Source organism: Micromonospora matsumotoense (assembly GCF_050951065.1).
Taxonomy (GTDB): Bacteria; Actinomycetota; Actinomycetes; order Mycobacteriales; family Micromonosporaceae; genus Micromonospora; species Micromonospora matsumotoensis.
In genome coordinates, this window is the sequence record NZ_CP192025.1 from 6,145,037 (window position 1) to 6,158,769 (window position 13,733).

Genomic DNA, 13,733 nt, shown 5'->3' on the forward strand with positions numbered 1-13,733 from the left:
CCGGCGCGGTCGCGGTCGTGGTACGCCCTGGCGCGTCGACCGCGCCGCGACCCGACTGACGGTCGCGGCGCGGTCGACGGCCCAGTTCGGTCGACGGCCCAATTCGGTCGACGGCCAGTTCGGTCGACGGAGCCACTCGGTCGCCGGCCCGAACCGATCGACGGAGCTAACCCCTCGACGGAGCTACTCGGTGGGCGCAGTCGCCCGTGGGCGGAGTTACTCGGCCGGTGGCAGCGGTGACCGGCGGCTCTTCGGCAGCCGCAGCACCTCGAACTGGTCCGTGCCGTCCACCAGGGCCGCCGACGGGGTCGGCCGGGCCGGCGGTTCGGTCGCCGCCTCGGCGGCCGGGGCACCCACCGGGGCCGGGACCTCGGCGTCCCGGTCGGCGGGCGTCCCGGTCGGAGCGTCGACGTCGGAGGTCCTCCCCCGCCGGCCGGCCCGCCACCCACGCAGCGACTCCTTGGTGTGCTCCACCATCGTGTAGAGGGTCGGCACCAGGACCAGGGTGAGCAGGGTGGAGCTGAGCAGGCCACCGATCACCACCACGGCGAGCGGCTGGGAGATGAAGCCACCCTCCCCGGTGAGCCCGAAGGCCATCGGCAGCAACGCGAAGATGGTGGCCACCGCGGTCATCAGGATCGGCCGCAGCCGGCGTCGACCACCCTCGACCACCGCCTCGCTGACGCTCATCCCCTGCGCCCGGTACTGGTTGACCAGGTCCAGCAGCACGATCGCGTTGGTCACCACGATGCCGACCAGCATGAGCACGCCGATCAACGCCGGCACGCCCAGCGGGGTCCCGGTGACCAGCAGCAGGGCGATCGCGCCGGTCGCCGCGAACGGGATGGAGATCAGCAGGATCAGCGCCTGGATGATGCTCCGGAACGTCGCCACCATGATCAGGAAGACGATCGCGATCGCGGCCAGCACGGCCAGGCCCAGGTCGCCGAAGGCGTCCTCCTGCTGGGCGCTCGCCCCGCCCACGGTGATCGTCGCCCCCGGCACGTCCAGGTCGTCCAGCCGCTGCTTGAGCGCGGTCGTGGTCGCGCCCAGGTTGGAGCCGGTGGCCGTGCCGGTCACCGACACGCTGCGCTCACCGTCGATCCGGGTGACCTGCTGCGGTCCCTCGCCCCGGGTGACGTCGGCGATGTCGTCCAGCTTCACCGGGCCCACCGGCAACGCCCGCAACTGCTCCTCGGTCGCCGGCGGGGTGGCCGTGGTCCGCAGCACCACGTCCTGCTGGCCACCGTCGAGCGTCACCCGGCCCAGCGGACTGCCCCGGTACGCCTGCGACACCAACTGCCCGACCGCCGCCTCGCTCAGCCCCACCCGGGCCGCGGCCAGCCGGTCGACGGTGACGTCGACCCGGGGCACCCGGTCGGCCAGGCTGGTGGCGACGTCCTCGACACCGGAGAGGCCGGCCATCGCGCCCCGGACCTGGTCGGCGGCCCGGTTCAGGGTGTCGGTGTCGGCGGCCTGGACGACCACCTCCAACTGGTTGCCCGAGGTGCCCCCCTGCCCGTTGTCGAAGCTCAGCTCACCGGCCCCGGCGCCGAGCCTGTCGAACTCCCGGCGCAGGACCTGCTTCATCTCCTTGGCGTCGGTGTCACCGCCGAGCGCCACCGACCAGCGGGCGGTGTTGTTGCCACCCCCCGCCAGCCACGGCTGGTCGTTGCCGCCCACGCTCACCTGGTAGGTCTCGACCCCGTCGGTACGCCCCAGCACCCCCTCCACCAGGCGGGCCGCCTGGTCGGTGGCGGCCAGCCCCGACCCGGCCGGCAGCTTCTGGCTGATGCTCAGGGTGTCCTGGCCGGAGTCGTCGAGGAAGTTGGTCTCCAGCTTCTGGGCCAGCCCGAAGGTGCCGAACAGCAGCAGGACGCCCACCGCCACGGTGATCCACCGGGTCCGGCGGGTCCGGGTGGCGAACCCGATCACCGGCAGGTACGCCCGCTGCAACGGGCTGCGCAGCTCCTTGGCCTCGGCAGCCCGGCGGACCGCCTCGTCCGCGCCGTCGCGCGGCGGCTTGAGGAACCAGTACGCCAGCACCGGGACCACCGTCAGCGACACCAGCAGCGAGGCGAGCAGGGCCACTGTGACGGTGATCGCGAACGGCGCGAAGAGCTGCCCGACGAAGCCACCCACCAGGGCGATCGGCGCGAACACCGCGACCGTGGTGAGCGTCGACGCGGTGACCGCCCCGGCCACCTCGCGGACGGCGGCGACGATCGCGTCCCGTTTCGGTTCGCCGTACTCCAGATGGCGTTTGATGTTCTCCAGCACCACGATCGAGTCGTCGACCACCCGGCCGACCGCGATGGTGAGCGCGCCCAGGGTGAGCAGGTTGAGCGAGTAGTCGCCGACCCAGAGGGCGAGCAGCGCCACCACCACCGACAGCGGGATGGAGACCGCGGTGACCAGGGTGGACCGGATCGAGAGCAGGAAGACCAGGATCACCACGACCGCCATCAGCAGGCCGAGCAGCCCCTCGGTGGTCAGACTCTCGATCGACTTCTCCACGAACGGGGCCTGGTCGAACACGATGGTCAGCTCGGTGCCGGAGGCCGACCTGAGGTCGTCCAGCCGGTCCCGGATGTCGTGCGAGATGCGGACGGCGTTGCCGTCCTGGGCCGCCGTGACCTGGACGCCGATGCTCTCCTTGCCGTTGGTCCGGGTGATCGCGGTGGCCGGGGCGAGCTGCTGCTCGACGGTCGCCACGTCACCGAGACGGACCGGGACGGCCTTCGGCGCGGTCGGGGTGAGCGCGATGCCGCGTAACTCGTCGAGGGTGGTGACCGGGGCGCCCACCTGCACCGGCAGCGCGCTGGTGCCGTCGACGACCGCACCGGCCGGCACGGCGATGCCGTTGGTCTTCAGCGCGGTGGCGATGGCGGTCGGATTCAGCTTCGCGGCGGCGAACTTCGCCGGGTCGGGCACGATCGTCACGACCTGGTCGCGGGTGCCGGTCACGGCGACCGTCCGGACGCCCTCGATCCCCTCCAGCTCGGGCACCACGGTGTCGCGCAGCTTCGCGGCGAGCGCCTGCTCGTCACCGCCGCCGGTGGCGGCCAGCACCACGGCCGGCAGGTCGTCGGTGCTGCCGGTGATGACCTGCGGGTCCACGTCGTCGGGCAGCTGCGCGTCGACCCGGCTCAGCGCGGTCTGCATCTTGTTGGCCACGTCGTCGATGTCGGTGCCGAAGACGAACTCCACAGCGATCGTCGCCGACCCCTCCCGCGAGGTGGAGGTGACCTTCTCCAGCCCGGGGATGCTCTGGAGGCTGTTCTCGATCGGCTCGGTGACCTGCGCCTCGACGATCTCCGGCGAAGCGCCCGGGTAGACCGCGACGACGAACGCGCCGGGGAACTCCAGCGACGGCAGCAGCTGCTGCTTGAGCGAGGGGACGGCGAACGCCCCGAACGCCGCGGTCACCACCGCGATCAGGGCGACGAGCCCCCGGTTGGCGAGGCTGGATCTGGCGAGCAGCGACATCGGCGTGGCTCACTCCTGGGAGAGGGGACAGGCGTCTACGAAGTCTGCCCGACCCGGTCTCCCCTGCCCCGCACGGGGTCACCGCCTCCCGGTCGGGGCCGACGACCGCAGGAAACCGCCGCCGGTCGGATCGACCGGGCGGCGGGGGCCGCGCCGGTCAGGCGGTGGGTGGCCACCGCACCGGTCGCCGGGGCGGCGGACAGGGGTGGGATCAGGCCAGGTCGAGGGAGCGGGCGGCGGTCAGGGCGTCGTTGGCGATGGTGATCGGCGCGGGCGCGGTGGAGATCGCCCACTCCGGGTCCTTGAGGCCGTGGCCGGTGACCGTGCAGACCACGGTGGCGCCGGCCGGGACCTGACCCGCCGCGCCCTGCTGGAGCAGCCCCGCCACGCTGGCCGCGCTGCCCAGCTCGACGAAGACCCCCACCTCCCGGGCGAGCAGCCGGTAGGCCGCGAGGATCTCCCGGTCGGTCACGGCGGCGATCAGCCCCTGCGAGGCGTCCCGGGCGTCGAGCGCCTTGGTCCAGCTCGCCGGGTTGCCGATCCGGATGGCGGTGGCGATGGTCGACGGCTCCGGCACCACCTGACCGCTGACGATCGGGGCCGCGCCGGCGGCCTGGAAGCCGTACATCTTCGGAGCGCGGGTGGCGTTGCCGGCCCGCAGGTCCTCCGAGTAACCCATCCAGTAGGCGGAGATGTTGCCGGCGTTGCCGACCGGCAGGCAGTGGATGTCGGGGGCGTCACCGAGCGCCTCGACGATCTCGAACGCGGCCGTCTTCTGGCCGTGCAGGCGGTCCGGGTTGACCGAGTTGACCAGGGCCACCGGGAAGTCCTGGGCGAGCTTCGAGGCCAGCGCGAGACAGTCGTCGAAGTTGCCCTGCACCTGGAGCAGCTTGGCCCCGTGCACCAGCGCCTGGGCCAGCTTGCCCAGCGCGATCTTGCCCTGCGGCACCAGCACCGCGCAGGTGATCCCGGCCCGGGCCGCGTACGCGGCGGCGGAGGCGCTGGTGTTGCCGGTGGAGGCGCAGATGATCGCCTTGTCGCCGGCCTCGACCGCCTTGGAGACGGCGACCGTCATGCCCCGGTCCTTGAACGAGCCGGTGGGGTTGGCCCCCTCGACCTTCAGATAGACGTCGGCACCGAGCCGGGCGGAGAGCGCCGGCGCGGGCAGCAGCGGGGTGTTCCCCTCGTGCAGGGTGACCACGGGCGTGGCGTCGGTGACCGGCAGCCGGTCCCGGTACGTCTCGATCAGACCCCGCCACATGTCGCTCTCCTCGCCTCTGCCGCCCCGGTCGTGCCGGAGCCCCTGCCAGCCTGGACCAGCCTCGCCGACCGGTCCCCGGCACACCCACTGATAACCATCAGGCGAGACGCCGGGTCACGCGCCGCCCTCGACCCGCAGCACGCTCGCCACCGAGCGGACGATGTCCAGCCCGCGCAGCTCCCGTACCGTCGCGGCGAGCGCGGCGTCCGGGGCGACGTGGGTGACGATGACCAGGTCGGCGTCCTCGCCACGACCCGCCGGGCCGCCGCCGGCCGGCCCCTGCCGGACGGTGGCGATGGAGACGTCGTGCCGGGCGAACACCCCGGCCACCCCCTGGAGCACACCCGGCCGGTCGACCACGTCGAGGCTGATGTGGTAGCGGGTCAGCGCCTCGCCCATCGGCCGGACCGCCAGGTCGGCGTACGCGGACTCGCTGGCCGCGTACGCCCCGGCGAGCCGGTTGCGGGCCACCGCCACGACGTCACCGAGGACCGCGCTGGCGGTCGGCGCCCCGCCCGCCCCCCGGCCGTAGAACATCAACTGCCCGGCCGCCTCGGCCTCGACGAAGACCGCGTTGAACGCGTCGCCGACGCTGGCCAGCGGGTGGGTCAGCGGGATCATCGCGGGGTGCACCCGGACGCTGACCGTCTCCCGGCCGGCCTCGTCGGTGCCCCGGGCGGCGATGCAGAGCAGCTTGATGGTGCAGCCCATCGCCTTGGCGCTGGCCATGTCGGCAACGGTGACCTCGGTGATGCCCTCGCGGTGCACGTCGGCGGCGGTGACCCGGGTGTGGAAGGCGAGCGAGGCCAGGATGGCCGCCTTCGCGGCGGCGTCGAAGCCCTCCACGTCGGCGGTCGGGTCGGCCTCGGCATATCCCAGTTCGGTCGCCTCGTCCAGCGCCTCGGCGAAGCCGGCGCCGGTGGCGTCCATCGCGGAGAGGATGAAGTTGGTGGTGCCGTTGACGATGCCGGTGACCCGGTTGATCCGGTCGCCGTGCAGCGACTCGCGCAGCGGACGCAGCAGCGGGATCGCCCCGGCGACGGACGCCTCGTAGTAGAGGTCGGCTCCGCCCTCGGCCGCCGCGTCGTGCAGGGCCGCGCCGTCCTCGGCGAGCAGCGCCTTGTTGGCGGTGACCACGCTCTTGCCGGCGCGCAGCGCCTCCACCAGCCAGCTCCGCGCCGGTTCGATGCCGCCGACCACCTCGACGACCACGTCCACGTCGTCGCGTTTGATCAGGCCGAGCGGGTCGGTGGTGAACAGCGCCGGGTCGACGGGGAGGTCGCCCCGATCCCGGCCGACCCGCCGTACGGCGATGCCGGCGATCTCCAGCGGAGCACCGATCCGGGCGGCCAGGTCGGCGGCCTGCGTGTGCAGCAGCCGGACCACCTCGCTACCGACCGTTCCGCAGCCGAGCAGGGCCAAGCGCACAGGTGACGTCATCCCACATCCAAAGCGAGCAGGTCTTCTTCGGTCTCCCGCCGCACGATCAGCCGGGCTCGGCCGTCACGCACCGCGACCACCGGGGGTCGGGGCACATGGTTGTAGTTGCTGGCCATGCTCCGGCAGTACGCCCCCGTGCCGGGTACGGCGACAAGATCTCCGGGCTGCACGTCGGCGGGCAGGAATTCATCCTTCACCACGATGTCCCCGGACTCACAATGCTTTCCCACCACGCGGGCCAACAACGGCTCGGCGGTCGAGGCCCGCCCGGCCAGCGTGGCCGAGTACGAGGCGTCGTAGAGCGCGGTCCGGATGTTGTCGCTCATCCCGCCGTCCACGCTCACGTACGTCCGCAGCCCGTCCACGTCCTTGACGGTGCCGACCTCGTAGAGGGTGAAGACGGCGGGCCCGACGATGGCCCGGCCCGGCTCGATCGACAGCCGCGGCACGGCCAGGTTCTCCGCGGCGCACTCCAAGTCGACGATCTTGCGGAGCCGCTTGGCCAGCTCGTCCGGCGTGGCCGGGTCGTCCTGGGTGGTGTACGCGATGCCGAAGCCGCCGCCCAGGTCCAGCTCGGGCAGCTCCACCCCGCGCGCGTCGCGGATCTGCGCCTGGAGGGCGAGCACCCGGCGGGCGGAGACCTCGAAGCCGCTGGTGTCGAAGATCTGCGAGCCGATGTGCGAGTGCAGCCCGCGCAGGTCCAGCACACCCTCGTCGATGACCTTGAAGGCGGCTGCGGCGGCGGCCCCACCGGCCAGCGAGAAACCGAACTTCTGGTCCTCGTGGGCGGTGGCGATGAACTCGTGGGTGTGCGCCTCCACCCCGACGGTGACCCGGATCAGCACGGCGGGGCGGACCCCGCGCTCCCGGGCCAGCGCGGTGAGCCGGTCGATCTCGGTGAACGAGTCGAGGATGACCCGGCCCACCCCGGCGTCCAGCGCCCGGGTCAGCTCGGAAACCGACTTGTTGTTGCCGTGGAAGCCGATCCGCTCCGCCGGCATCCCGGCCGACAGCGCGGTGGCCAACTCGCCCCCGGAGCAGACGTCCAGGTGCAGGCCCTCCTCGGCGATCATGCGGACCACCGCCCGGCAGAGGAACGCCTTGCCGGCGTAGTAGACGTCCGCGTCGGGGAAGGCGGCCCGGAAGTCCCGGGCGCGCGAGCGCAGGTCGTCCTCGTCGAGGACGTACGCCGGGGTGCCGTACTCGGCGGCCAGCTCGCGGACGTCGAGGCCCGCGACGGTCAGCGCGCCGCCCGCGCCGCGCGCGACCCGGCGGGGCCAGAGCTGCGGGACCAGGGCGTTGATGTCGGCCGGCGGACGCAGCCAGCCCGGCCCCCGGTCACCGATGTCGCCGTGCATCGCACCGGCTTCGTGGGCACGCATCAGCGACCTCCGCCCCGGGGCCGCGGCGACCGCCGGCCCGCTCCGCCGACCTGCGGACGCAGGCCCGTTCCTCGGGTACGCATCACGGCTACATCCTCTCCGGGGCGGAGACGCCGAGCAGGCGCAGCCCGTTGGCGATCACCGTGCGGGTGGCGTCGTTGAGCCAGAGCCGGGCCCGGTGCAGGTCGGTGACCTCCTCGTCGCCGCGCGGCAGGATCCGGCAGTTGTCGTAGAACCGGTGGTACGCCCCGGCCAGGTCCTCCAGGTAGCGGGCCACCCGGTGCGGCTCGCGCAGCTCGGCGGCGGCGGCGACCACGGCGGGGAACTCGGCGAGCGCCTTGAGCAGCTCGTTCTCCTTGTCGTGGTCGAGCAGTTCGGGGTGGAACGCGGCCCCGTCGCCCCGACTCAGGCCGACCTCGGCCGCGTTGCGGCCGACGCTGGCCGTCCGCGCGGCGACGTACTGCACGTAGTAGACCGGGTTGTCGCGGGTGGCCCGGGTCCACAGCTCCACGTCGATGTCGATCGGCGAGTCGCTGGAGTAGCGGGCCAGCGCGTACCGGGAGGCGTCCACCCCGATCGCGTCGACCAGGTCCTCCAGGGTGACCACGGTGCCGGCCCGCTTGCTCATCCGCACCGGTACGCCGTCGCGGACCAGGTTGACCAGCTGGCCGATGAGGATCTCCAGGTTGACCGCCGGGTCGTCGCCGAAGCAGGCGGACATCGCCTTCATCCGCCCGAGGTAGCCGTGGTGGTCGGCGCCCAGCATGATCACGACCCGTTCGAAGCCGCGCTCCCGCTTGTCCAGGTAGTAGGCGCAGTCGGCGGCGAAGTACGTCCACTCGCCGTTGGACTTGCGCAGCACCCGGTCCTTGTCGTCACCGAAGTCGGTGGTGCGCAGCCAGGTCGCCCCGTCGGCCTCATACAGGTGGCCCTGTGCGCCCAGCCGGTCCAGGGCCAGCTCCAGCTCGCCCCGGTCGTGCAGGTCCTTCTCGTTGAAGTAGGTGTCGAACTCCACCCCGAAGCCGCGCAGCGAGGACTTGATCTCGGCGAACATCAACGTCACGCCCTCGACCCGGAACACCTCCTGGGCCTCGGCGTCGGCCAGGTCCAGCACGTCCGGCCGGATCGCCCGGACCTGCGCGGCGATCTCGGCGATGTACGCCCCGCCGTAGCCGTCCTCGGGGGCCGGCTCGCCCTTCGCGGCGCACCGCAGCGACCGGGCGAACCGGTCGATCTGCGACCCGGCGTCGTTGAAGTAGTACTCGGTGCCCACCTCGGCGCCGGTGGCCCGCAGCAACCGGCTGAGCGCGTCACCGACGGCGGCCCAGCGGACCCCGCCGATGTGCACCGGGCCGGTCGGGTTGGCCGAGACGAACTCCAGGTTGATCCGTTGGCCGGCGAGCCGGTCGCTGCGGCCGTACTCCGGGCCGGCCTCGACGATCACCCGGGCGAGCTGGCCGGCGGCGGCGGCGTCGAGCCGGATGTTGAGGAACCCGGGGCCGGCGATCTCCACCGACTTGACCCCGGCCGCCCGCCCGAGCTGTTCGGCCAGCGCAGCGGCCAGCTCCCGGGGCGGGACACCCACCTTCTTGCTGAGCTGGAGGGCCAGCGTCGAGGCGTAGTCGCCGTGGTCGGGATTGCGCGGTCGCTCCACCGCCGTACGCGCCGGAAGCGCGGCGGGGTCGAGCCCACGCGCGGTGAAAACGGCGTGGGCTGCGGAGAGGACGACCTCGGCGAGTTCTGCGGGAGTCACCGAACCATGTTATCGGGGGTAGACTCGGGCACTCGGCGGCGACCCTGAGCGTCACCCGGCCCGCCCATCCCCTGACCGACCGACCTGACGAGGCACGATGAGCATCAGCACCCCGGGCGGCCCTGAGCGCCGTCCGACCGTGGTCAGCACCGGCAAGAAGCCGGCGGCAGGCCGGCCCGCGTCCGGCGCCAAGCCCGGGGCCGGCAAGTCCGCGGCCGCGCCCCGGCAGACGTCGGGCGGTAAGGGCCCCCGCAAGCCGATCACGCCGGTGAAGGTGAGCCAGGGCCGGTCCTGGGGCCCGATCGCCCTGTTCGTCGCCGTCGGCGTGCTCGCCGTCTCGATCATCGGCTACGGCGCGTACGCGGCCTTCCAGGGTTCCAAGTCGTGGGAGCAGCGGGCCGCCGACATCGACGGCATCGTCGACTTCCGGGACAAGGACAAGAAACTCGTCCAGGGTGGCCAGCACCAGCAGGGGGCGATCAAGTACGACGTCCTCCCGCCGGTGGCCGGCCCGCACAACCCGGCCTGGCAGAACTGCATGGGTGACGTCTACGACGCCCCGATCGCCAACGAGCACGCGGTGCACAGCCTGGAGCACGGCACGGTCTGGATCACCTACCGCCCCGACCTGCCGGCCGACCAGGTCAGCAAGCTCCGCAGCAAGACGCAGGGCGTGGAGAAGGTCATGCTCAGCCCGTTCGAGGGGCTGGACAAGCCGATCTCGCTCCAGGCGTGGGGTTACCAGCTCAAGGTCGACAACGCCGACGACAGCCGGATCGACGAGTTCATCAAGACGCTGCGGGTGAACGCCTCGGTCGAGGGTCCGACGGCGCTGTGCAACCAGGGCATCACGGCCACCGGCACCGCCCCGCGCGACAACGTCCCGCAGCAACAGCAGCAGCCGACCCAGTGAGGACGTGGCGATGACCGCCCCCGCGACGACCGACACGCCGCCCGTCGAGCCCTCGGTCACCACCTCCGGTGACCGGCGGCCCGCCGGCCGCTACGGCGTGCTCGCCCTGGCCGCCGCCGTCGTGGTCGGTCTCCTCCTCGGGTACGCCGGTGGTCTGCTGACCCCGACGTTGACCCGACCGGGCGACAGTTCGGCGGAGGCGGGCTTCGCCCGGGACATGACCACCCACCACGCCCAGGCGGTGGAGATGGGGCTGATCGCCTTCGACCGGGGCACCGACCCGGAGGTACGTCAGATCGGCGGCGACATCGCCACCGGCCAGCAGGGCGAGATCGGCACCATGCAGACCTGGCTGCGGTCGTGGGGGCTCGACCCGACCGGTGACCAGCCCCGGATGGCCTGGATGCCGGACGGCACCGGCAAGATCGAAAACGGTCTGATGCCGGGCATGGCGACCCCGGAGGAGATGGCGAAGCTGCGCGTCGCCCAGGGGCGCGAGCTGGACGTCCTCTTCCTCCAGATGATGATCAAGCACCACCTCGGCGGCATCCACATGATCCAGGGCATCCTCGACGCCGGTGGCGACGACGACGTCCTCAAGGTCGCCCAGACCATGAAGAACACCCAGCAGACGGACCTGACCAACCTGCAGAACGCCCTGAAGCGCCTGGGCGGCTGACCCCGCCCCCGCGCGTCGAGAGGCCCGCGTCCCGCCCCGGCGGACGCGGGCCTCCGCGCGTCACCGCCTCCCTCGCCGGCGCGGGTGCGGACCCGGCGGCACGCGGCGACATGGAGCGCGAAGACCCGTAACGGAGGTTATGGGCGATTTGTATTTTTAGCGCGGTCCGCACCTTTGAGGGTCTACGAGAGTTTTCTACCCACATATCGTGACCAGTTGCGATTCGTGCTCGTTGCGCAGGACGTGGGGGTTGCACTCAGAGACGCGCGGCGCTCGGTCACCAGTTGGTGCCGACGCCACACCATCGGCGGTGACGGAGCGGTGGCAGCCGCCCGTCGCGGACACCGGCAGGGCGAGTCGGGAGCGCTCAGCCGGGAACAGGAACTCGAACTGATCGACGTACTACGGGGCGTCCACCCCGACGAGTTCGGGCTGGACGAGGAGTTGTGGACGCGGCAGAGCCTCGCCGCGCTGATCCAGCGCCACTTCAACCTGGCGATCGACGCCGGCACCGTCGGGGCGTACCTGCGGGCCTGGGGGTTGGGTCCGCGGGAGCCGCGCGAGCGGGCCTGCGGGCTCTGCGTCGGCGCGGTCGAGCACTGGGTACGCGGCGAGTACCCGGCCATCACCCGGGCCGCCCAGGAGCACGACGCGGAGGTCTACTGGATCGGCCGGATACGCCTGCGGGGCACCATGCCGGCCGCCGAGGTCATCTCGGCGGTGTCGTCCCGGGGCCGGGTCCGGTTCATGGTGACCACGCCCAGCGTGGACCCACCACTGCCCCGCGACTTCGTGTTCCGGCTCAGCGGCGCCGACCAGCACCCGGTGCACCTGATCGTGGACGGCTCCTGGCCCCGCAACGAATGGCCCCGCCGGCTCCCCCGGCGCATCGCCCTGCACCCGCTGCCGAGCTGCGGCCGCACCCTGGCCGCCGCCTGACCGCCCATCCGGCCACCGGTAGCGATCCGACCGGCCCGACCGGTGGCGGTGGCGGTGGCGGTGGCGGTGGCGTCCCGCCCGGCCCGGCCGGTGACCGATCCGCCCGGTCCGGCCGCCGGTGACGTTCCGCCGCCGACGGGCGTCGCGGTCGACCCCGGCCCGCCCCGTCACCATGATCACGCAGGTCAGCGGGATGCGCCGGTGGGGGCCGGGTGGCGATTCGGTGATCCCGGAGGGGTTTGCTACTCTTCTCGGGTCGCTGAGCCCCCGTAGCTCAGGGGATAGAGCACCGCCCTCCGGAGGCGGTGGCGCAGGTTCGAATCCTGCCGGGGGCACACTTGCTAGGAAGCCAAGACCCGCACACGAAGGCCGCTGACCAGGGGAAACCCGATCGGCGGCCTTCGTCGTTCCAGCACCCCGGTTCCGCCACCAGCGTCCAGGCCGCCCAGTCGTCAGGCCGCCAATGGTCGCGCCACCAGCATCCAGGCCAGGCCACCAATGGTCGCGCCACCAGCGTCACGCCGCCAGCGGCCCTGGCGGCGGCCGTGCCGAATGCGCGCTGACGCGAGGCGATGATCAACTCAATATCGCCCCAATGGCGCTGTCGCGGCCCTGGGATACCGCGATTTCGACCCACGGGAGTGGATCATCGTGGGGCAGTGCCGGCGGGCCGGGCGGCGCAGGGCAGGACGGGGCAGGGCGAGGCAGGACGGGGCGGGGCAGGGAAGGACGGGGCAGGGCGAGGTGGGGCAGGACGAGGCGGGGTGGGGCAGGACGAGGCGGGGTGGGGCAGGGCGGGGCGGGGCAGGGCAGGGCGAGGCGGGACAGGGGGGCCAGGAGGGCGGAGGGGCAGGAGGCTGGGGTCAGGGGGTCAGGGGGTCAGGGGGTTTCGCGGCGGGCCATGGCGCGGCGTTTTCCCTCGTGCATCGCCTGTACCCGGGGCACCGGGATGGTGCGCCCCTCGGCCACCAGGTCGGCCGGGAGCCGCTGCGGTGCGGGCATCGCTTCGGCCCACGGGTCCCGGTCACCGAGCAGCGCGGGGACCGTCCGCACGGTGAAGTCGCCGGGGGTGATCCCGTCGAGGTCGTCCCAGGCCACCGGGAACGACACCGGCAGCCCGGGACGCAGCCGGGGGCTGTACGCGGCCACCACGGTCGCCCCACCGGCCCGGGTCGGGTCGACGAAGACCCGACCGCCCCGGTCCTCGCGGATGAAGGCGGTGGTGGCGGTCTCCGGATCGAGGCGTGCGGTGTGCACCGCGAGCGCCCGGGTGGCGGCGGCCACCTCCTCGGCGGTGGTGTCCGGGTGCACCGGGACGAAGATGTGCAGCCCTTTGGCGCCACTGGTCTTCACCGCGCCGGCCAGCCCCACGGCGGCCAGCGCCCGACGGACCGCCCCGGCGACCCGGGTCACCGCCGCGAAGGCGTCCCCCTCGGGTGGGTCGAGGTCGAGCACGAGATGGGTGGGCTGCTCCGGACGGGTCGCGGTGACCAGCGCCGGGTGGTATTCGATCGCCCGCTGGTTGGCGAACCAGAGCAGGGTACGTCGGTCGTCGCAGAGCGCGTACGACACCTGACGGTGGGAGGTCTCGGCCCAGATCGCGGTGCGGCGTACCCATTCCGGGGTGTATTTCGGCAGGTTCTTCTGCATGAACGGCTCCTGCCCGCGCAGCAGCCGGACCACCGACAGCGGCCGGTCGCGCAGGCCGGGCAGGATGCGGTCGTGCACGGTGTCCAGGTAGTCGACCAGGTCCCGCTTGGTCACCTCGTCACCGGCGAGCAGCAACTGCTCCAGGTTGGTCAGGCCGACCCCGTCCCGCGTCTCCTGCGCCCCCGCCATCCACCCACCCTCCCGGCCTCGCCGGCCCGGCGCAACCC

9 protein-coding genes and 1 tRNA gene are annotated in these 13,733 nt (G+C 72.8%); 4 read left to right on the forward strand and 6 right to left on the reverse strand.

The annotated features are described in order from the left end of the window. Window positions 1-216: 216 nt before the first annotated feature. The 5 genes from ACQP1S_RS26115 to argS all read right to left on the reverse strand — a co-directional run bounded on the left by ACQP1S_RS26115 (window position 217) and on the right by argS (window position 9,325). Window positions 217-3,489, reverse strand: a complete 3,273-nt coding sequence (locus ACQP1S_RS26115; RefSeq protein WP_432900215.1) for an efflux RND transporter permease subunit — start codon at window positions 3,487-3,489, stop codon at window positions 217-219. Between the two features lie 211 nt (window positions 3,490-3,700). After that, entirely contained in the window at window positions 3,701-4,750 is a 1,050-nt protein-coding gene (thrC, locus tag ACQP1S_RS26120; protein WP_357891899.1) for a threonine synthase, read from the reverse strand. Window positions 4,751-4,864: 114 nt separating this feature from the next. Then, entirely contained in the window at window positions 4,865-6,178 is a 1,314-nt protein-coding gene (locus tag ACQP1S_RS26125) for a homoserine dehydrogenase (protein WP_176739259.1), read from the reverse strand. 8 nt (window positions 6,179-6,186) lie between these two features. Next, a complete protein-coding gene (gene lysA / locus ACQP1S_RS26130) occupies window positions 6,187-7,572 on the reverse strand; it encodes a diaminopimelate decarboxylase (protein ID WP_091254304.1) in 1,386 nt (461 codons plus the stop codon). Between the two features lie 88 nt (window positions 7,573-7,660). Then, window positions 7,661-9,325, reverse strand: a complete 1,665-nt coding sequence (gene argS, locus ACQP1S_RS26135; RefSeq protein WP_432900218.1) for an arginine--tRNA ligase — start codon at window positions 9,323-9,325, stop codon at window positions 7,661-7,663. A 97-nt stretch (window positions 9,326-9,422) separates the two neighbouring features. Between argS and ACQP1S_RS26140 the strand changes: the two genes are divergently transcribed. The 4 genes from ACQP1S_RS26140 to ACQP1S_RS26155 all read left to right on the forward strand — a co-directional run bounded on the left by ACQP1S_RS26140 (window position 9,423) and on the right by ACQP1S_RS26155 (window position 12,191). Further along, window positions 9,423-10,238: a DUF3105 domain-containing protein gene (locus ACQP1S_RS26140; protein ID WP_432900220.1), complete on the forward strand. Its 816-nt coding sequence runs from the start codon at window positions 9,423-9,425 to the stop codon at window positions 10,236-10,238. 10 nt (window positions 10,239-10,248) lie between these two features. Continuing rightward, the gene (locus tag ACQP1S_RS26145; RefSeq protein WP_432900222.1) at window positions 10,249-10,917 is read left to right on the forward strand and encodes a DUF305 domain-containing protein; all 669 of its coding nucleotides are present in this window, start codon (window positions 10,249-10,251) and stop codon (window positions 10,915-10,917) included. A gap of 243 nt (window positions 10,918-11,160) precedes the next feature. Then, the gene (locus ACQP1S_RS26150; protein WP_432908334.1) at window positions 11,161-11,856 is read left to right on the forward strand and encodes a winged helix-turn-helix domain-containing protein; all 696 of its coding nucleotides are present in this window, start codon (window positions 11,161-11,163) and stop codon (window positions 11,854-11,856) included. Between the two features lie 263 nt (window positions 11,857-12,119). After that, window positions 12,120-12,191, forward strand: a tRNA-Arg gene (locus tag ACQP1S_RS26155). Window positions 12,192-12,735: 544 nt separating this feature from the next. Here ACQP1S_RS26155 and ligD read toward each other — a convergent pair. After that, entirely contained in the window at window positions 12,736-13,695 is a 960-nt protein-coding gene (gene ligD, locus ACQP1S_RS26160; protein ID WP_432900224.1) for a non-homologous end-joining DNA ligase, read from the reverse strand. Window positions 13,696-13,733 lie beyond the last annotated feature (38 nt).